This window comes from Herminiimonas glaciei, assembly GCF_042664955.1.
Taxonomy (GTDB): domain Bacteria; phylum Pseudomonadota; class Gammaproteobacteria; order Burkholderiales; family Burkholderiaceae_D; genus Oxalicibacterium; species Oxalicibacterium glaciei.
The window spans coordinates 1,690,886-1,708,671 of sequence record NZ_JBHTBU010000001.1; the positions used below are offsets into that span (position 1 = coordinate 1,690,886).

Annotated in this window: 19 protein-coding genes; 6 read left to right on the forward strand and 13 right to left on the reverse strand. The window is 55.3% G+C overall.

The genetic code is table 11. The annotated features are described in order from the left end of the window. Nucleotides 1-19 precede the first annotated feature (19 nt). Nucleotides 20-2,662 carry a DNA mismatch repair protein MutS gene (gene mutS / locus ACFQPC_RS07595; RefSeq protein ID WP_382271235.1) on the forward strand — a complete coding sequence of 881 codons (2,643 nt, stop codon included), beginning with the start codon at nt 20-22 and terminating at the stop codon, nt 2,660-2,662. Nucleotides 2,663-2,670: 8 nt separating this feature from the next. Next, the gene (locus ACFQPC_RS07600; protein WP_382271237.1) at nt 2,671-3,615 is read left to right on the forward strand and encodes a hypothetical protein; all 945 of its coding nucleotides are present in this window, start codon (nt 2,671-2,673) and stop codon (nt 3,613-3,615) included. Between the two features lie 102 nt (nt 3,616-3,717). Here ACFQPC_RS07600 and ACFQPC_RS07605 read toward each other — a convergent pair whose 3' ends face one another. After that, the gene (locus ACFQPC_RS07605; protein ID WP_012079144.1) at nt 3,718-4,263 is read right to left on the reverse strand and encodes an FKBP-type peptidyl-prolyl cis-trans isomerase; all 546 of its coding nucleotides are present in this window, start codon (nt 4,261-4,263) and stop codon (nt 3,718-3,720) included. 105 nt (nt 4,264-4,368) lie between these two features. Here ACFQPC_RS07605 and ACFQPC_RS07610 point away from each other — a divergent pair, with 105 nt between their 5' ends. Then, the gene (locus tag ACFQPC_RS07610) at nt 4,369-5,490 is read left to right on the forward strand and encodes a JmjC domain-containing protein (RefSeq protein WP_382271239.1); all 1,122 of its coding nucleotides are present in this window, start codon (nt 4,369-4,371) and stop codon (nt 5,488-5,490) included. Nucleotides 5,491-5,772: 282 nt separating this feature from the next. After that, nucleotides 5,773-6,006, forward strand: coding sequence for a hypothetical protein (locus ACFQPC_RS07615; protein WP_012079142.1), 234 nt, complete (start codon nt 5,773-5,775; stop codon nt 6,004-6,006). 78 nt (nt 6,007-6,084) lie between these two features. On the opposite strand, the gene ACFQPC_RS07620 is transcribed toward ACFQPC_RS07615, so the two are convergent. The 11 genes from ACFQPC_RS07620 to ACFQPC_RS07670 form a co-directional block, all read right to left on the reverse strand. Continuing rightward, nucleotides 6,085-6,864: an MBL fold metallo-hydrolase gene (locus ACFQPC_RS07620; RefSeq protein WP_382271241.1), complete on the reverse strand. Its 780-nt coding sequence runs from the start codon at nt 6,862-6,864 to the stop codon at nt 6,085-6,087. A gap of 31 nt (nt 6,865-6,895) precedes the next feature. Beyond that, complete coding sequence (gene bamC / locus ACFQPC_RS07625) at nt 6,896-8,050, reverse strand: outer membrane protein assembly factor BamC (RefSeq protein WP_382271243.1); 1,155 nt, start codon at nt 8,048-8,050, stop codon at nt 6,896-6,898. A 97-nt stretch (nt 8,051-8,147) separates the two neighbouring features. Then, entirely contained in the window at nt 8,148-9,026 is an 879-nt protein-coding gene (gene dapA / locus ACFQPC_RS07630) for a 4-hydroxy-tetrahydrodipicolinate synthase (protein WP_012079139.1), read from the reverse strand. Between the two features lie 86 nt (nt 9,027-9,112). Then, nucleotides 9,113-9,676, reverse strand: coding sequence for a class I SAM-dependent methyltransferase (locus ACFQPC_RS07635; protein WP_382271246.1), 564 nt, complete (start codon nt 9,674-9,676; stop codon nt 9,113-9,115). Between the two features lie 57 nt (nt 9,677-9,733). Continuing rightward, complete coding sequence (locus ACFQPC_RS07640; protein ID WP_382271248.1) at nt 9,734-10,390, reverse strand: site-2 protease family protein; 657 nt, start codon at nt 10,388-10,390, stop codon at nt 9,734-9,736. Between the two features lie 407 nt (nt 10,391-10,797). Next, a complete protein-coding gene (locus ACFQPC_RS07645; protein WP_382271250.1) occupies nt 10,798-11,421 on the reverse strand; it encodes an L-threonylcarbamoyladenylate synthase in 624 nt (207 codons plus the stop codon). Between the two features lie 58 nt (nt 11,422-11,479). Then, nucleotides 11,480-12,352: a protease HtpX gene (gene htpX / locus ACFQPC_RS07650; RefSeq protein ID WP_382271252.1), complete on the reverse strand. Its 873-nt coding sequence runs from the start codon at nt 12,350-12,352 to the stop codon at nt 11,480-11,482. 102 nt (nt 12,353-12,454) lie between these two features. Further along, on the reverse strand, nt 12,455-13,291 hold the full coding sequence (locus ACFQPC_RS07655; protein WP_382271253.1) for a 3',5'-nucleoside bisphosphate phosphatase: 837 nt from the start codon (nt 13,289-13,291) through the stop codon (nt 12,455-12,457). 93 nt (nt 13,292-13,384) lie between these two features. Then, complete coding sequence (locus ACFQPC_RS07660) at nt 13,385-14,251, reverse strand: alpha/beta fold hydrolase (protein WP_382271255.1); 867 nt, start codon at nt 14,249-14,251, stop codon at nt 13,385-13,387. A gap of 182 nt (nt 14,252-14,433) precedes the next feature. Then, entirely contained in the window at nt 14,434-14,739 is a 306-nt protein-coding gene (locus tag ACFQPC_RS07665; RefSeq protein WP_012079132.1) for a hypothetical protein, read from the reverse strand. Between the two features lie 186 nt (nt 14,740-14,925). Next, entirely contained in the window at nt 14,926-15,759 is an 834-nt protein-coding gene (locus ACFQPC_RS07670) for a ferritin-like domain-containing protein (protein ID WP_382271257.1), read from the reverse strand. Between the two features lie 196 nt (nt 15,760-15,955). On the opposite strand from ACFQPC_RS07670, the gene ACFQPC_RS07675 reads away from it, so the two are divergent. Beyond that, nucleotides 15,956-16,480, forward strand: a complete 525-nt coding sequence (locus tag ACFQPC_RS07675; protein ID WP_382271259.1) for a gamma carbonic anhydrase family protein — start codon at nt 15,956-15,958, stop codon at nt 16,478-16,480. 2 nt (nt 16,481-16,482) lie between these two features. Next, nucleotides 16,483-17,409: an Hsp33 family molecular chaperone HslO gene (gene hslO, locus ACFQPC_RS07680; RefSeq protein WP_012079129.1), complete on the forward strand. Its 927-nt coding sequence runs from the start codon at nt 16,483-16,485 to the stop codon at nt 17,407-17,409. 44 nt (nt 17,410-17,453) lie between these two features. Here hslO and ftsB read toward each other — a convergent pair whose 3' ends face one another. Continuing rightward, a complete protein-coding gene (gene ftsB, locus ACFQPC_RS07685) occupies nt 17,454-17,786 on the reverse strand; it encodes a cell division protein FtsB (RefSeq protein ID WP_382271261.1) in 333 nt (110 codons plus the stop codon).

Below are 17,786 nucleotides of genomic sequence, written 5' to 3' on the forward strand. Positions count from 1 at the left end.
TTTACATGACAGCCAGCATATGAAAACCATCAAGCCTCAAACACCTGAGGGCAACGAAAAACATACTCCGATGATGCAGCAATACCTGCGCATCAAAGCCGAGTACCCGACCACCCTGGTGTTTTATCGGATGGGCGATTTTTACGAATTGTTTTTCGACGATGCGGAAAAAGCTTCGCGCCTGCTCGGCATCACGCTGACCCAGCGCGGTGCATCCAATGGCAACCCGATCAAAATGGCCGGCGTACCCTTCCATGCGGTAGATCAGTATTTAGCCAAACTGGTGAAGCTCGGTGAATCGATTGCCATCTGTGAACAGATAGGCGACCCGGCCACCAGCAAAGGCCCGGTTGAGCGCAAGGTGTTGCGCGTGATCACCCCCGGCACCCTGACCGATTCCGACCTGTTGCCGGAGAAATCCGAGCAGCCTTTGCTCGCACTCTACAGCACCACGCAACGCAAAACCGCCACCATCGGGCTGGCATGGCTATCGATGGCCAGCGGTGCCTTGAAGCTGATGGAATTTGCGACGGATGCGGAAAATACCGATGTACGCCTGAAACATGAACTGGAACGCATTGCGCCGGCCGAAATTTTATTGCCTGGCAGCGTCAACGATTTGTTCAGCGAATTTGCGCTGGCCAAAAACACGACCGTCCCCGACTGGCATTTCGATATCGCACACGGCACCAAGGCTTTGTACGAACAATTGAATGTCGGCACGCTGACCGGCTTTGGCGCAGAGAACCTTAGCGCAGCGATAGGTGCTGCCGGTGCCTTGTTGCGCTATGCACAGTCCACACAAGGCAAGGGCTTGCAACATGTGCGCACGCTGACCGTAGAAACCGAAAATGAATTCATCGGCCTCGATGCCGCCACCCGCCGCAACCTCGAACTGACCGAAACCATACGTGGGCAGGATGCGAATGCCGCGACCTTATTCTCGCTGCTCGATCACTGCCGCACCGCGATGGGCTCACGCCTGTTGCGTCACTGGCTGCACCATGCGCGACGCGATCAAAGCGTGGCGATGGCGCGTCATACCGCCATCAATGCCTTGATGCATGCCGATGCCTGCAGCGGGCTGGCGTCGACACTGGCATCGGTACCCGATGTCGAACGCATCACCACGCGCATCGCGCTGATGTCGGCGCGTCCACGCGACCTGGCCGGCATGCGCGGCGGCTTGCAACAACTGCCTTCGCTGCGCGCCTATGTATCGATGTGCAACGCCGATGCACCATTGCTGAAGACCATACACGAGGCGCTCGCAACACCCGGCGATTGCCTGGACCTGGTGGAACGCGCAATTGCGATGGAACCCGCTGCGATGGTGCGCGATGGCGGCGTGATTGCACGCGGCTTCGATGCCGAGCTGGATGAGCTGCGTGGCCTGTCGGAAAACGCCGGGCAATTCCTGATCGATCTGGAAACACGCGAGCGCGCGCGTACCGGCATCAACAACCTGCGCGTTGAATACAACAAGGTGCATGGCTTCTACATCGAAGTCACGCACGGCCAGACCGACAAGGTACCGGACGACTATCGTCGGCGCCAGACGCTGAAGAATGCCGAACGCTACATCACGCCGGAACTGAAAGCGTTTGAAGACAAGGCACTGTCAGCGCAAGAGCGCGCACTGACGCGGGAAAAATATTTGTATGAGCAGGTGCTGCAGCAAATGACGCAGCATATCCCTACACTGCAAAACATCGCCCATGCGCTGGCACAGCTGGATACCCTGGTTGCACTGACCGAACATGCATTGCGCCACAACTGGTGTGCTCCGCAATTGGTCAGCGAGCCGACGATCACGATAGAGCAAGGACGCCACCCGGTCGTCGAAAATCATATCGAACGCTTTATCGCCAACGATTGTCTGCTTTCCAGCGAATGCAAGCTCTTGCTGATCACCGGCCCGAACATGGGTGGTAAATCGACGTATATGCGTCAGGTGGCCCTGATCACCCTGCTTGCTTATGTCGGCAGCTTCGTGCCGGCCAGCAGCGCTGTAATTGGCCCTATTGATCGTATCTTCACGCGTATCGGCGCGGCCGATGACCTGGCCGGTGGCCGTTCGACCTTCATGGTCGAAATGACCGAGTCGGCCGCCATCCTGAATGGTGCGACCGAGAACTCTTTGGTACTGATGGATGAAGTCGGGCGCGGCACGTCCACCTTTGACGGCCTGGCGCTGGCGTGGGCGATCGCCAAGCACCTGATAGACAACACCAGGAGCTTTACGCTATTCGCCACCCACTATTTCGAACTGACACAGTTGCCGGAAATCCACCCTACTGCCGCCAACGTTCATTTGTCGGCAGTGGAACATAAAGACAGTATTGTGTTCTTACATGCAGTACAGGCCGGCCCGGCTTCGCAAAGCTACGGTTTGCAGGTGGCACAACTGGCAGGCGTACCACAACCGGTGATACGCGCAGCACGCAAACACCTGGCATTGCTGGAAGCCAATTCGATGCAGGCAACGCCACAGTTCGATTTGTTCGCCGGCGGCGGTAGCGCTACTACAGTTGAAAGCGCAGCTGAACCACAGCAGGCATCTGCAGTCGATGAAGCGATCGCCGCCATCAATCCGGACGCCTTGTCACCACGTGAAGCACTGGATGCACTGTATCGCCTGAAGGAACTGAGCAATCAGTAAATGAACGCATGAAAATCGTCGCATCAACTTTGCTGCTCGGCCTCGCGCTCATCCATAGCGGATGGGTGCAGGCAAATGACGCGACGCCGTTCAGCTTCGGTGTGATTGCAAAACCGGTCAAGGCCAATGACAGCGAAGCGGCATTACGCGAAGCCATTACGGAAAGCGATGCGGACAACCTCGCCTTCGTCGTCGCCAGCGGCCTCAAGGCTGCCGAAGAACCCTGCAGCGATGCGCTCTACCGCAACCGGAAAACCATACTTGATAGCGCGAAGAATGGCGTCGTGCTGGCAGTCAGTGGCGATGACTGGACGCGCTGCGTGAATACCAAGAATCGCCTGATCGCAAATGATCGGATGAACCGCCTGCGCGAGCTCTTGTTCACCGATGAGTTTTCCTTCGGTGACAGCAAGATCCCGGTGGTACGCCAGTCGATGATGTCGCAATTCCGCAGCTATGCCGAGAATATGCGCTGGCGTATCGGCGACGTGATGTTCGCGACTATCAATGTCCCGTCCAACAATAATAACTATCTGAACGCGGCCGGCCACAATACCGAATTTGAAGACCGCCAGACCGCCAACAGCGACTGGCTGAAACGGCTTTTCATTACGGCAAAAATCAGCAAGGTAGATGGGATCGTGATTTTTTGTGATGGCAATCCGCTGCTGCAGGCAGAACATTCATCGATGTTTTCTTCCGGCAAGCGTGAAGGTTACGCCGACCTCCGGCGCCAGATTCTGGCCTTCGCTGAAAAGTATCGCGGCAAGATCCTGATCGTACACAGCGACTACAATACGCGCCCGACCGCCTCGCCGAAAGGCATCAGCTGGCGCGGCAATATAGGTGCATTGCGGGTAGAACCGCCATGGCGCAAGATCCATGTCAATCCGACCGCCGGTGACTTGTTCACGCTGGTCAATCCGATTACGGTACAGGCTGCGCATCACTAAGCAGCAGGTCTGTGCACGTGCCGCGACAATAAAAAAAACGGATGCCCGCGAGCATCCGTTTTTATGTCTGACGTCCTTTTGACAGCGACGTCTATGCAGCTATCAGTGGATAGGATGGCTACGGAAGTGATCGCCTTCTTCGCCTTCATCATCGTCAGCACCGTGGTGATGGCCATGCGCACCATGGACATGCTCATGTGCAATTTCTTCTTCAGTCGCAGCGCGCACTTCGGTTACTTTCAGGTTGAAGCGCAATGCCATGCCGGCCAAAGGATGGTTGCCGTCCAGCACAACTTTGTCATCAGCGATATCGGTCACGGTGAAGATCAGTGGTTGCTCATCTTCATCTTCGGTTTCCGGCGAACCTTCGAACTGCATGCCTACTTCCAGTGGTTCCGGCAGGCGTGCGCGTGGCTCGATTTTGACCAGGTTAGGATCGTATTCACCGAAAGCATCTTCAGGCTCGACCTGGATCGTGTCTTCAAAGCCGGCTTCCTTGCCTTCCAGCGCTTCTTCGATCTTCGGCAGGGTATTTTCATAGCCGCCGTGCAGGTACACCATAGGCTCACGGCCTTCTTCAATCAAATCGCCTTGCGCGTCTGACAATTTGTATTCCACGGTCACGACCGTATTTTTGGCAATCTTCATGATGATCCTTTCATTTAAATATGGCCGCAATTATACCCGTGCACTTATCCCGTGACACGGCAAGTCTGCGCGCCGGGCAAATACGGCAAGCGATATAATGGCGCCATGAAAAAATTGACTCTTTTAGGCGGGCTCACCGCCGCAGAATTCCTGCGCGATTACTGGCACAAGAAACCCTTGTTGATCCGCCAGGCCATCCCCGACTTCAAGCCCCTGCTGTCACGCGATGAACTATTCAATATGGTCAAGAGCGAAGATGTGGAATCGCGCCTGATTACACATGTAAAGCGTGAGTGGAATATGGACAGCGGTCCCTTCGAGCAGTTGCCGCCCTTAAAGCAAAAAGACTGGACTTTGCTGGTACAAGGCGTCAATTTGCACGACGAAGCGGTCGATGCATTGATGCGCGAATTCAGCTTTATCCCTGACGCACGACTGGATGACCTGATGATCAGCTACGCCACCGAAACCGGCGGCGTAGGCGCACATTTCGACTCCTATGACGTCTTCCTGCTGCAGGCACACGGGCACCGCCGCTGGCGCATAGGCGCGCAAACCGACCTGACACTGGTCGACGGTATGCCATTGAAAATCCTGAAGAATTTCAAACCGGAAGAAGAATTCATCCTCGCCCCCGGAGATATGCTTTACCTGCCACCACAGTACGCCCATGAAGGGGTGGCGATGGATGAATGCATGACTTACTCGATCGGCTTCCGCGCACCGTCCTACCAGGAGCTGGGCGAAGCCTTCCTGGAATCGATGATCGATTCCATCGACTTGCCGGGCCGCTATGCCGACCCTGACTTGAAACCGGCCAAACACAGCGCAGAAATCAGCACGACGATGTTGTCGCGTATCACCGCCGAATTGAACAAGGTACGCTTCACGCAGGAAGACATTGCATTGTTTGTTGGCGAATATCTATCGGAACCGAAGGCACAAATCTATTTCGATGCGCCGGAAGAAAACCTGACGCGTGCCAAGTTCCTGCAAAACGCAAAGAAAAACGGTATCAAGCTTTCTCTCAAAAGCCAGATGCTGCATCGCAGCAATTACATCTTTATTAATGGCACTTCGTTTGAAGTCGGGGATGAAGATTTGTCAATTTTGACGGAGTTGGCGAACGCCCGGCAGCTCAGTGGAACGATTATCGCTTCTGCATCAGCCGATGTAATCGATGCTTTCCATACATGGCACAAAGATGGCTGGCTGCGACTGGGATAAAGCAAAATAAACGAAATTGCCCGGAGTAATGTGCATAAAGAATGAGGCGCAGGAAAAATTCGGGCAGTTCTCTTACATATTTTGTTACAAAGTCGCACTTACCAAAATGTAAAAGTGTTGTGTCACGGACAAAAAGAAGCGCTATAATTACCGGTTAGGAAGGTTTCGTTTCATCGCACCGCAGCATTATGGTTCGAAATACTACGAAGCACCCTATAGAGCGATAATTACCGGTAATTATTCATCGCAAATTAATATCAACCTAGTTATTGAAAGATAATCATGACAAAATCCTTGCTGATCGCATCCCTGTTGGCTATCGCTTTGACCGCTTGCAGCAAAAAAGAAGAAGCTCCTGCAACTCCAGCAGCAGTTGAAGCACCTGCAGCAGCACCAGCAGCAGAAGCTCCAGCAGCACCAGCAGCTGCTCCAGCAGCAGAAGCTCCAGCTGCTCCAGCAACTGAAGCTCCAGCAGCTCCTGCAGCAGCTCCAGCTGAAGCACCAGCAGCTAAGTAATTAATCCAGTTTCTGGATGAAAAAGCCGACCCTCGGGTCGGCTTTTTTACGTCTATACGTTTTAACTACATGATCGATTCAGGACGCCGCCACCGCGACCCAGTCGAAGCCTTCTTCCTGGCAGGCAATCAAGACTTCAGCACGATCTGCCACCACTTCCGTTAAAGCCGCTCGCGCCAGCTCCGGCGTATTGTTCTTCAGGCTCAGATGCGCACCGACTATCCGTTGCAAACGTGATTTATCAAGCGCCGCCAATATCTCCCCCGCCGCATGATTCGACAGGTGCCCGTACTCGCCGCCTATGCGCTGCTTGAGCGAAGGCGGATAAGTGGAATTGACCAGCATTTGCCGGTCGTGGTTACACTCCAGCATCAAGGCATCACAGCCGCCCAGGGCAGCGATCATATGCGCGGTGCCATGTCCTGCATCGGTCAGCACCCCAAGCCTGCGTGCGCCATCGCTGGCGACGTATTGCACCGGCTCGCGGGCGTCATGCGGCACCGTATATGGCAACAGCTCCAGGTCGCCGATTGCGAAGCGTTCGTTATCGCGGCAGAAATTCAGCTGTACGCCATCACACTTGTCGTGCACCGCCTGGTAAGTGCCGTAGCTAAGCCAGACCGGCAGCTTGTGTCGACGGGCGAACTTGAATACGCCGCCTACATGGTCCTGGTGTTCGTGGGTAACGATGATGCCGGAAAGATCCGTCGGGAGCATCTGCAATCTGGCCAGACGTCTTTCGGTTTCCTTGATGCCGAAGCCGCAATCCAGCATCAGCGTAGTACGCGTGCTGCCGGATTGGGTGGAAATGAGTAAGGCGTTTCCTTCACTGCCACTGCCGAGGCTGGCAAATTTCATGCGCAGGCCCCGTCAGCAGGCATTACAACAATTACTTCAGTTGCTCGTTCAACAGGCTCAGGATGCGTTCGCCTGTTTTCGACGATTCGAGCTTGCCGTCGCTGTTCAGGACAGTGATCTGGCTGGTGTCACCGGAGCTCTTGATGGCGACACGGTAGCGCGCTGCAGCTTTATCCTTATCAGCCTTGGAAGAACCGAAGGTGAACAGATTCGCGAAGAAACCTTTTTTCTCGGTATTTTTCGCATCGTCGCCCTGGTCTACATAGCGCACGAAGTACAGGCCCTGGCTGCGGTCACGATCTTCAACGGTGAAGCCGACGCGATCCAGCGCCAGGCCGACACGACGCCATGCACGTTCAAAGCTTTCGTCTACTTGTACGTAGCTGCCGCTAGGCGCCTTGACCAGCTTGGCGCGGGACGATTGTGCAACGACGTTGGCCACTGCTGCCTTGGCGCGCGTATCTTCAGCACCCAGCGAAACCATCAGGCGCGACAGGAATTCGGCTTCCAGATCCGGATCGGAGGCACGTGCGGTCCAGACCGTGGTTTCCTTGTCGGTACCGGTCAGGACTTCTTCGGCGCCGCGATGGCTGATATATACCTCGGTGGTACCGTTGGCACCGCGTTCGAGGCGGGTACGGAATTTGTCACGCTCACCGGTCGAGTACAGCGAGTCGAATACTTTGCCCAGTGTCGAGCGGATAAAGTCTTGCGGGATCTTGGCGCGGTTTTCTGCCCAGTCGGTTTCCATCACGCCGGATTGCGGTGCTTCCAGGTTGATCAGGAAGCCATTGTCTTGCCAGAAATCCTTGATCTTCGGCCACAACACTTCAGGCGTCTGGTTGATCACCAGCCAGCGCTGCGAGCCGTCACGTTCGACGCGGATATCGTTGAATGCCTTCGGTGCCACGGTGGCAGCCTGTTCGGTCGGACGCGCCACTTGCTGCGCATTGTACGAAGAAGCGGTAGCGGTGCCACGATTCGAGTCCGGCAAGGCGTAGCGATTTTCACGCTGCAACTGGGTCAGGTCGGGCGGGATTTCCAGCGTAGGTGTCTTTTTCACCTCGCTTTTGTAGTCGATGCGTCCCGGCTCGAGGATCGAATTGATGGAGCTGCATCCAGCCAGTCCACCAGTCAGCGCGAGCAGGTAAATCATTCCACGTTTTGCGAAGCTACTTTGAGCCATGTAAGAAATCTTCCGAGTAATAATGTTGAATACTTAAAAAGCTGGTTCAGCTGGCAACTTCGGCTGCGAACGCCACATCAGGGCTTGTTGAGCGGGCTTATTGTAATACACCCGATTCACGCAGCGCCGCGCGCAAGGTATCGTGGTATTCCGCAGCCAGCGGCACGATAGGCAAACGCATGCCGGATGCAATCAAACCCATCTCAACCATTGCCCATTTCACAGGCACCGGATTTGGTTCGATGAACAGCTTGGTGTGCAATGGGATCATTTTGTTGTTGATTTCGACCGCTTCCGCTACGCGCTGGTTCACCGCGGCATCACATAATTGATGCATGGCGCGTGGGGCAACGTTGGCAGTAACCGAAATATTGCCTTTGGCACCGCAGAACATCAGGGCCATTGCAGTTGCATCGTCACCCGAATATACGGCGAAATCTTTGCGGACCAGGCGCAGCAATTCAGTGCCGCGACCGATGTTACCGGTCGCATCCTTGACGCCGATAATGCCCGGCACTTTCGACAGGCGCACGATGGTGTCATTCGACATGTCGGCTACGGTACGGCCAGGGACGTTGTACAGGATCACAGGCAAATCAACCGCTTCGGCGATTTTCTTGAAGTGCTGGTACATGCCTTCCTGCGTCGGACGGTTGTAGTAAGGCACAACCTGCAAGGAAGCATCGGCACCCACGTCTTTGGCAAACTGGGTCAGTTCGATCGCTTCGGAAGTCGAGTTGCCGCCGGTACCGGCAATGACAGGGACGCGCTTGGCAGTGTGTTCTACCGCGACGCGGATCAGCTCGCAATGTTCATCAACAGAGACGGTTGGCGATTCGCCGGTGGTACCGACGATCACGATGCCGTCTGTACCTTCCGCGATATGCCAATCAATCAGTTTACGCAAACCCGGTAAATCGAGTGAACCGTCGGCGTGCATGGGAGTAACGATTGCGACTAAGCTGCCCTGAATCATAATAGTGTGTGAGCGAAAAAATTGGATAATATTAGATTGTAGCGGATCGCCCGCTTATGTGGTGTGCTCTTGCAAAGAATAGAAGCTCAATTTAAGCGCAGATTTGTGACAGGAATACCCTTACCAGGCTGATTATCGGCCTTAATCATGCAAATCCTTTGCACCATCGCCGGCTTCGGTTCGGCGATATACCCATCTTCATAGGCGATAACCTGCAAACCGTACTGACGGGCGACATCCAGCAATTCACCGTGCGCCAACAGGAAAGCGGGATTCGACGGCTTGCCAAATTGCTCATTTCCCAGTGCAAAGGTTTCATAGATCAGCACCCCATCGTTCGCCAGGCTGGCAACCATGCTGCCCCATAAAGGGCGATGCAGGTAATTGGTGACGACAATGCCGGCAAAGCGGGTTGCGGCAAACGGCCACGTTGCGACCGGATCTTCGGTTTCCAGATCGACTTGCAGGGTCTGGATGCCGGGACCGGCAGCCAAAGCCAGTGCTTCGGCATTCCGGTCAACTGCCAGAACCGCATGGTCCAGTTGCGCCAGCAAACGGCTATGGCGCCCTGCTCCGCAAGCCAGATCCATTACTTCCCCTGCGGGAATCAATGGCGCAAAGCGCGTGACCCAGGGTGAAGCCCGGTCCATAGCGTTGTGTGCGTTTGTGCCTGGAATCTGCATCATCTGTTGGCGCGACACGAAAACTCAGTTCAGTAAAAAAGTAAGGGGAGAAATCAATAACAGCAAACCGGTTTCGGCAATCGCCATCACCGGCATCATCCAGAAATGCAGCACCTTCAGGAAGACCAGCGCCAGCACGATAAAGAAACCATACGGCTCCAGTTGCGCAAATTTATACGCGTATTTATTCGGCAAGAGGCTGGTCATGATGCGGCCGCCATCCAGCGGCGGAATCGGGAACAGGTTAAACGCAAAAATCACCAGGTTGGTCAGGATGCCGGCCTGCGCCATGCGCATCAGGAATTCTTCAGTAGAACCGAAGGCATGCAGGAAGACCGCCAGCAACATCCACATCAATGCCATCACCAGGTTGGCCGCAGGACCGGCCAGCGCGACAAATGCCATCTGTTTCTTCGGATTGCGCAAATTGGCGAAATTGACCGGTACCGGTTTGGCGTAACCGAACAGGAAGGGGCTGCCGGCGAAATACAGCACGATAGGAATCAGCAAGGTACCGATAGGATCAATGTGCTTGAGCGGATTCAGGCTCATGCGCCCTTGCGCATAAGCAGTCGTATCGCCAAAGTACTTGGCGGCATAGGCATGCGCCGCTTCATGCAGCGTAATCGCGAAAACGATAGGCAATGCATAAACGGAAAAAGTTTGGATAAGATCGTTCATCGGCAGAATTTTATCAGAGGGGCTGCTGTCGTTCGCGATAACAGCCAAAGCAATCGGATATATACCCGCTCACAAGCACGGTGGCGGCATACAAGACACGCTTGCCGGCAACTGCCGACAAGCGCGATGGGAAAGGTTAGAACTCATTTCACCAATATTCGTGAGATGCGTTCTTACCAAAAGCGGTGCTGGCAAGACGTGCGACGCGTCGCATAGTGGCCTATGCGCAAGGAGCACAACGCGGCCAGCGCCGCTTTTGGTAAGAACCCGAAGGGAACGGGCTATTTGGGCGTACTGCTGCGTTGCGCCGCTTGCCAAGGGGACCACCCTTGGCGGCGCGACACGCCTTGCACTACCTCCCAAATAGCCGCGTTCGCACTCGCGGATATTGGTGAAATGAGTTCTCATTACAGGCCAAATAGCGAGGCATCGCCGCGCCCCTGGCGCTGCAGTACGGGCTCGCCGCTGGTCAGGTCAATCACGGTGGTCGGCTCAAAACTGCAGGCACCACCATCAATCACCAGGTCCACCACCTTGTTCAGGCGGTCGCGTACATCTTCCGGATCGGTCAGCGGCTCATCTTCACCCGGCAGGATCAGCGTGGTACCGAGCAAAGGCTGCGCCAATTCTTCCAGCAAGGCATGCACGATGCGATTTTCCGGGACGCGCAAACCGATGGTCTTGCGTGAAGGATGGCTCAGGCGGCGCGGCACTTCCTTGGTCGCTTCGAGGATGAAGGTATACGCGCCCGGCGTCGCCGCCTTCAGCATGCGGTATTGCTGGTTATCGACCTTGGCATACAAGGCGATTTCACTCAGGTCGCGGCATAGCAGCGTCAGGTGATGCTTGTCGTCGACATTACGGATACGGCGCAAACGTGCCACCGCATCCTTGTCATCGAGATGACATACCAGTGCATAACAGGAGTCGGTCGGCAAGGCGACGATGCCGCCGTCCCTGACAATTTGTACTGCCTGGCTGATCAAGCGCGCTTGCGGATTGTCAGGATGGATTTGAAAAAATTGACTCATAAAATAAGAGCGGCGGCAGCTATCAAGCCACCGCCGCCATGCGTTCCTTTTTTAAAGATTAGCGCAGGTTACGCAACGCAGCAATACGATCTTCGATAGGCGGATGGCTGGAGAACAAAGCAGCAAATCCAGGCTTATCGTTGATACCCAGCGAAGCCAGACCTTCCGGCAGGCTGGTCGGTTCAATACCGCCCAGTCGTGCCAATGCTTTCATCATCGGTTGCGGGCTGCCCAGCAATTTTGCAGCACCTGCATCCGCACGGAATTCGCGATGACGCGAGAACCATGCAACGATCACCGAAGCCGCAATACCGAATACGATTTGCGACACGATCACGGTAATCGTGTAACCGATACCCTGGCTGTTATTGTTGTCACGCGAAATCGCCCGATCAACAAAGTAACCAACTACACGCGACAGGAACACCACAAAGGTATTCACCACGCCTTGTACCAGCGTCATGGTGACCATATCGCCATTGGCAACGTGGGCCACTTCATGTGCGAGTACGGCTTCGACTTCATCTTTCGTCATGCTTTGCAGCAGGCCGGTCGACACCGCCACCAAAGCCGAGTCGCGGAAAGCACCGGTCGCGAATGCATTCGGTTCACCGTCGTAAACAGCAACTTCCGGCATCTTGATACCGGCGCGTTGTGCCAGCTTGCTGACGGTATCGATCAGCCACAGTTCGGTACTCGACGACGGCGCATCGATCACGCGCGCACCAGTCGACCACTTGGCCATCGGCTTGCTGATCAGCAGCGAGATGATGGAGCCGGTGAAACCAACCACCAGCGAGAACACCAGCAGCATAGGCAGGTTCAGGCCTGCCTGCGAGATGAAGCGGTCGACGCCCAATAGCGACAGGACCACGGACATCACCGCAATGACTGCAATATTCGTCGCGATGAACAGGAAAATACGTTTCATTCAATAGCCTCCAGAGGGGGGTTAAGAGCGATTCCTAAATAAGACCGCAATCGAAAATTTCAATAGTGTAACTCACTGTTTTTAACGAAATCTTCACAATAATTACCACCCCCAGTTATGCCACACCGGCTTTACACCCGGTGGTAATGGTGGCAAGCCTCCAAGGTCGACCCGCGACTCACCCGGGCCGTGGAAATCGGAACCGCGCGATGCAAGGAAATCATAATCCTTTGCGACCTTCGCATAAAAATCATATTGGTCGACCGTATGGCTACCTGTCGTCACTTCGATTCCGACACCGCCGAAGGATTTAAATTCATTAAACAAGGCATCAAATGCGAGATCGGTGAACTTATAACGGCCCGGATGCGCAATCACTGCAATTCCGCCCGCGGCACGTATCCACTCGACCGAGTTTTGCAAACTGGCCCAGCGATGCGGCACAAAGCCCGGCTTGCCCTCACCCAGGTAGTTGGCAAACACATCATGCAGGTTATCGCACAAGCCCAATTCAATGATGTAACGCGCAAAGTGGGTACGTGAAATCAGGTCAGGATTATCAACGAATTTGAGTGCGCCTTCATACGCACCTTTTACGCCTATTTTTTCCAGTTGTGCAGCTATTTCGCGCGCACGCGGTTCGCGTCCGCCGCGGGTGGTAGCCAAACCATTGACCAGGGTTTCATTCGTTTCGTCAATTTGCAAACCAACGATATGGACGGTCTGCCCGGACCAGGTAATCGAAATTTCGACGCCTGCCACAAACGGCAAATCCAGTGCGGCAGCAGCGGCACGTGCCTCGGCCAGCCCGCCAACCTCATCGTGGTCGGTCATTGCCCATACATCAACGCCATTCGCCTTGGCACGTGCAGCCAGGGTCGTCGGTGTCAGCGTACCGTCGGAAAAGTTGGAGTGGCAATGTAGGTCAGCGTTTAACATGCAAATTCTATAGTGATGCACCAGTAGTGGCGCATGTGGGGATTGTACGCGGGATAACCGTCATTTGCTGTACGGCAAAAACGATTAACCGCCTCAGGCCAGGAATTCCTCCATCGCCGCCGCAATCATTTCCGGCTGGTCATGCTGCAACATGTGCCCGGCGTCATCCACCAACAATATGGTGGCGTCGGCGATACATGCAATACGCGTATCAATCTCCGCCCGCGGATCAGCACCGAAACGTACCAGCAATTCACTCTGCCTGCCCTCTACCCATAATACCGGGGCCGAGATGGCACGCCAGCAAGCCAGCACCTCTTCGATCCGGTACAGATAGGGAGTCGACAAGCGATGCGCAGGATCGGCCTGGAGCTCCCAGCGCCCATCCTTATCGGGCGCTGCCCAATGGACAGATAAAAAGGCGGCGCGTTCATTACGCAGGCGTGGATTATTCTTTTGCAGCCTTCGTGCAACTTCTGCCGCGCTGCCATAGCTGCGTAGTACCGGCGGCTCACGCAACTCATCCAGCCAATTACCAAAGCGCGCCGGCGCATCCTGCGCTTGCGTGGCCGGCATACCGAAACCTTCCAGCATGATCAAACGCGCAATCCGCCCGGGCCGCACACCGGCATAGATCCCGGCGACATTCGCGCCGAGGCTGTGACCCAGCAGATGGACCGGCCGCGTCGGAGAATAATGCAGCAGGATCGCATCCAGGTCCGCCAGGTAATCCGGGAACCAGTAATTGCCGGCGGCATGGTCCGTCAGGCCAAAGCCGCGCCAATCCGGTGCAATCACATGCCAGCCATCTTTCAATGCGTCGACCAGGAACTGGAAGGAAGCCGAGACATCCATCCAGCCATGCAGCATGAACAGGACAGGCGCATCCGGCTCACCCCAATGCCGTATGTGGTATTGCAAACCGCGGATAGTGATCCATTCCGAACGTGAAGGCTTCATGCTGAATAAAGTAAAAACGTGAGTAAAAATTTCGCTGTAAAAATGCTGCAGCATCAGCCAAGCATTTTACATTCCAGCCCGTCCGGCGCTTCCCCCTGAGTTGCAAGCAAGTGCAAACACAGGCTGTAAACAACAAAGCGCGCCGCCAGTCAGGAACCGGCGGCGCGCTTCGCTGGGACAGCTTATTTGCTGGTACTGTCTTTCGCGGAGTCCTGCATTTTCACGCCGACTTCTTCCACTTTTTTGCCGGCTGCATCGGTCATATTGGCAGCGCCCTGACTGATGTCAGTCTTTGCCTTTTCAGCTTCGGCACTTACCTTGGCAGCGGCTTCATCGATTTTTTGTCCTGCAGCGGCAGCAGCCTGGTCTATCTTCTGACCGGTGGTTTCCGCCGGACCGCCGACTTCTTCTTTTTTCTGGCAGGCGGCCAGCCCCGCGATCAACACACTTGCTGCAAGGATCGAGAGTAGAGTTTTGCTTGAATTCATGATTTTCCCTTTTATGAAGTGATACGAAAAAGATGCATCAAACCAAAATACACTGGCGGAGAAACATCCCTACGCATTGCGATTATCTATACGACAATCTTTCCATCAGACTAAGAACGTCGAATCAAGTTTCCATTCATGCAGTAACAGGGTGTAACAAATGCAAACAACGGGTGCGGCAAAAACTTATTGCGCTTCACCTTGCAGTGCCTCCAGCTCCGGTTCACTGAAACCGGCTGCCCTACGAGCATCCAAATTAAATGGCCCGCGCAATACAGGTGCCTTGTAGTGTAAGGCCAAATCGGCGTAAGTTGTCAAGGGATCAAGCCCGCGCTCATCACACAGTACTTTGTACCAATGGTTGCCTATCGCGACGTGGCCTATCTCATCACGCAGGATGATATCGAGGATTTCGGCCGCTGCCTGGTCGCCCGCCTGTGCCAGTTTGGCCCGTGTCAATGGCGTGGCATCCAGCCCGCGCGCTTCCAGCGTGCGCGGCACCAGGGCCATGCGCGCCAAGATATCGCCGCTGGTCTTGTCCGCCATCTCCCACATGCTGTTATGCGCGGCAAAGTCACCATAGCGATGGCCAAGTACCTGTAAATGCCCGGCCAGCAATGAGTAATGCAAAGCCTCCTCGCCTGCGACCTGCAACCAGTCCGCATAGTAGGCCTGCGGCATGCCGGCATAACGCCAGATCGCATCCAGCGCCAAGTTGATCGCATTGAATTCGATATGGGTCAGAGCATGGATCAGCGCCGCCCGCCCCTCGTCGGTCCGCATCGAACGATGCTTGACGAACTTGGGCGAGATCAGCTCGGGCAAGGCGGGACGCCCGGGAATTGCCGTTTGCGCCTGCAAACCGGCAGCGGTATCCAGGCTGAGTTGTCCGGCATGCCAGGATTTTGCCAATTCGATCACGCCGGCCGCCTTGGCCGCTGCATCGGTCTGGCCGGCCCAGTACAGCGCCAGTGCGCGCAATTCATGCTGTGCGCCGGGCGCAGATTCGGGGATATTCATGTGAGTAACGTAAAATAGCGCTTTTATACCTGATTGCGCAGCCTGGACTGCCAATTCATGCGCTTTTCGGCCTTCCAATTCAGGAATGTGGCCCCATTTGTGGGGATTGATCCGGCTGCAGGCATGCAGCCCTGTCATCAAAGACGATTAAAGCCGTACCCGGGTACAGCCAACAAGCATCCATTTTACTGACAACATGGCCATCTACCAATTAGGCGAACACGCCCCGAACATTGCCGCTTCTGCTTACGTGACGGATAGCGCCACCGTCGTCGGCCGCGTCACCATCATGGATAATTCCAGTGTCTGGTTCCAGGTGGCGATACGCGGTGACAATGAAGACATCACCATCGGTCGCAACTGCAATTTGCAGGAAGGTGCCGTGCTGCATGCCGATCCCGGCTTCCCGCTGACACTGGCGGACAATGTCAGCGTCGGCCATCAGGCGATGATACACGGCTGCAGCATAGGCGAAGGCTCATTGGTCGGGATCCAGGCCATTATCCTGAATGGCGCAAAAATCGGTAAGAACTGCCTGGTCGGCGCGGGTGCGCTGGTCACCGAGGGCAAGGAATTCCCGGACAACTCACTGATCCTGGGCGCACCTGCCCGGGCCATACGGACATTGAACGAGGCGGATGTCGCCAATTTGCAGCGCATTGCAAACAGCTATGTAGAACGTGCGCGCGACTTTAAAAATACATTGAAACGGATAGGATAAGCATGACCGATACACTACAAAAATTCATGTTCGAAAACACTGCGGTACGCGGTGAACTGGTGGACGTCTCCGAAACATGGAAGCATGTGCAGGCACGACGCGACTATCCGGCTGCGGTGAAAACCATACTCGGCGAAATGCTGTCGGCTGCCGCCCTGCTATCGGCCAACCTGAAGTTCAATGGCGCCATCGTGATGCAAATCCATGGCGACGGTCCGCTGCGCCTGCTGGTAGTCGAATGCGACTCCGACCTGAATATGCGCGCTACCGCCAAGCTGGCGGAAACCGCAGTCATCGCCGATGACGCAACCCTGCCGCAACTGGTCAACCTGAATGGCGGCGGCCGCTTTGTCATCACGCTGGATCCGAAGGACAAGCTGCCGGGCCAGCAAGCCTACCAGGGCATCGTGCCGCTGGATGGCGAATCGGTGGCGACCGTGATCGAAAATTACATGATGCGCTCGGAGCAACTGGATACCCGCCTGTGGCTGGCAGCGGACGCGAATGTGTCGCGTGGCTTGCTGCTGCAAAAGCTGCCGCACGAAGGTGGTATCAAGGCGGTCAGCGGTGATGAGATGGAACCATGGGATCGTTCGGTGATGCTGGCTTCCACGCTGCGTACCGAAGAGCTGCTTTCAACCGATATCGAAACCGTGATGCGTCGCCTGTTCTGGGAAGAGGACATCCGCATTTTTGATCCGAAGCACCCGAACTTCCTGTGCAGCTGCACGCGCGAAAAAGTTGGCTCCATGCTGAAAATGCTGGGCCAGGCGGAAGTGGATTCTGCTTTGGAAGAAATGGGGAAACTGGCAATAGACTGCGACTTCTGTGGCCAGCATTACGAGTTTGACCCGGTCGATTGCGCCCAATTGTTCGTGACTGAAGCACCGGTGGAAACCCTGATCCCGGCCAGCCCGATCAAGCATTAAGCAAGATCAACGACGCGTGCCTGCATATGCAGCACGTGCATCGTTCAACGTTTTTCTTTGGGTTCTATGACAGGCGGGGGAATCGAAACGAAGGTGGACTTCTTGTTAGGATCAAGGATCTGCACGAAGACTTCGTTTTCCTTGACCATACCCAACTCGTAACGGGCACGTTCTTCAACGGCGCCGGTACCTTCCTTCAAATCCTGCACTTCCGAATTCAGCTTGGCGTTACGCGCCTTGAGTTCGTCATTCTTTTTCTGTGCTGCCACTACCTGGTGATCCAGGTCCCACACGCGCAGCCAGCCGCCCTTCCCCAGCCATAGCGGGAATTGGATCAGCACCACCAGCGCTGCAAGACAAAGAATAATGAGGCGCAT

Excerpts from the sequence above, each read along its gene's own strand:
- ACFQPC_RS07655 (WP_382271253.1), bottom strand. The coding sequence starts at position 13,291 with ATGTTAAACGCTGACCTACATTGCCACTCCAACTTTTCCGACGGTACG.
- ACFQPC_RS07670 (WP_382271257.1), bottom strand. The coding sequence starts at position 15,759 with ATGAATATCCCCGAATCTGCGCCCGGCGCACAGCATGAATTGCGCGCA.
- ACFQPC_RS07675 (WP_382271259.1), top strand. The coding sequence starts at position 15,956 with ATGGCCATCTACCAATTAGGCGAACACGCCCCGAACATTGCCGCTTCT.
- ACFQPC_RS07640 (WP_382271248.1), bottom strand. The coding sequence starts at position 10,390 with ATGAACGATCTTATCCAAACTTTTTCCGTTTATGCATTGCCTATCGTT.
- ACFQPC_RS07660 (WP_382271255.1), bottom strand. The coding sequence starts at position 14,251 with ATGAAGCCTTCACGTTCGGAATGGATCACTATCCGCGGTTTGCAATAC.
- ACFQPC_RS07600 (WP_382271237.1), top strand. The coding sequence starts at position 2,671 with ATGAAAATCGTCGCATCAACTTTGCTGCTCGGCCTCGCGCTCATCCAT.
- dapA (WP_012079139.1), bottom strand. The coding sequence starts at position 9,026 with ATGATTCAGGGCAGCTTAGTCGCAATCGTTACTCCCATGCACGCCGAC.
- mutS (WP_382271235.1), top strand. The coding sequence starts at position 20 with ATGAAAACCATCAAGCCTCAAACACCTGAGGGCAACGAAAAACATACT.
- ACFQPC_RS07645 (WP_382271250.1), bottom strand. The coding sequence starts at position 11,421 with ATGAGTCAATTTTTTCAAATCCATCCTGACAATCCGCAAGCGCGCTTG.
- htpX (WP_382271252.1), bottom strand. The coding sequence starts at position 12,352 with ATGAAACGTATTTTCCTGTTCATCGCGACGAATATTGCAGTCATTGCG.
- ACFQPC_RS07620 (WP_382271241.1), bottom strand. The coding sequence starts at position 6,864 with ATGAAATTTGCCAGCCTCGGCAGTGGCAGTGAAGGAAACGCCTTACTC.
- ACFQPC_RS07635 (WP_382271246.1), bottom strand. The coding sequence starts at position 9,676 with ATGGACCGGGCTTCACCCTGGGTCACGCGCTTTGCGCCATTGATTCCC.
- ACFQPC_RS07610 (WP_382271239.1), top strand. The coding sequence starts at position 4,369 with ATGAAAAAATTGACTCTTTTAGGCGGGCTCACCGCCGCAGAATTCCTG.
- ftsB (WP_382271261.1), bottom strand. The coding sequence starts at position 17,786 with ATGCGCCTCATTATTCTTTGTCTTGCAGCGCTGGTGGTGCTGATCCAA.
- ACFQPC_RS07665 (WP_012079132.1), bottom strand. The coding sequence starts at position 14,739 with ATGAATTCAAGCAAAACTCTACTCTCGATCCTTGCAGCAAGTGTGTTG.
- ACFQPC_RS07605 (WP_012079144.1), bottom strand. The coding sequence starts at position 4,263 with ATGAAGATTGCCAAAAATACGGTCGTGACCGTGGAATACAAATTGTCA.
- hslO (WP_012079129.1), top strand. The coding sequence starts at position 16,483 with ATGACCGATACACTACAAAAATTCATGTTCGAAAACACTGCGGTACGC.
- ACFQPC_RS07615 (WP_012079142.1), top strand. The coding sequence starts at position 5,773 with ATGACAAAATCCTTGCTGATCGCATCCCTGTTGGCTATCGCTTTGACC.
- bamC (WP_382271243.1), bottom strand. The coding sequence starts at position 8,050 with ATGGCTCAAAGTAGCTTCGCAAAACGTGGAATGATTTACCTGCTCGCG.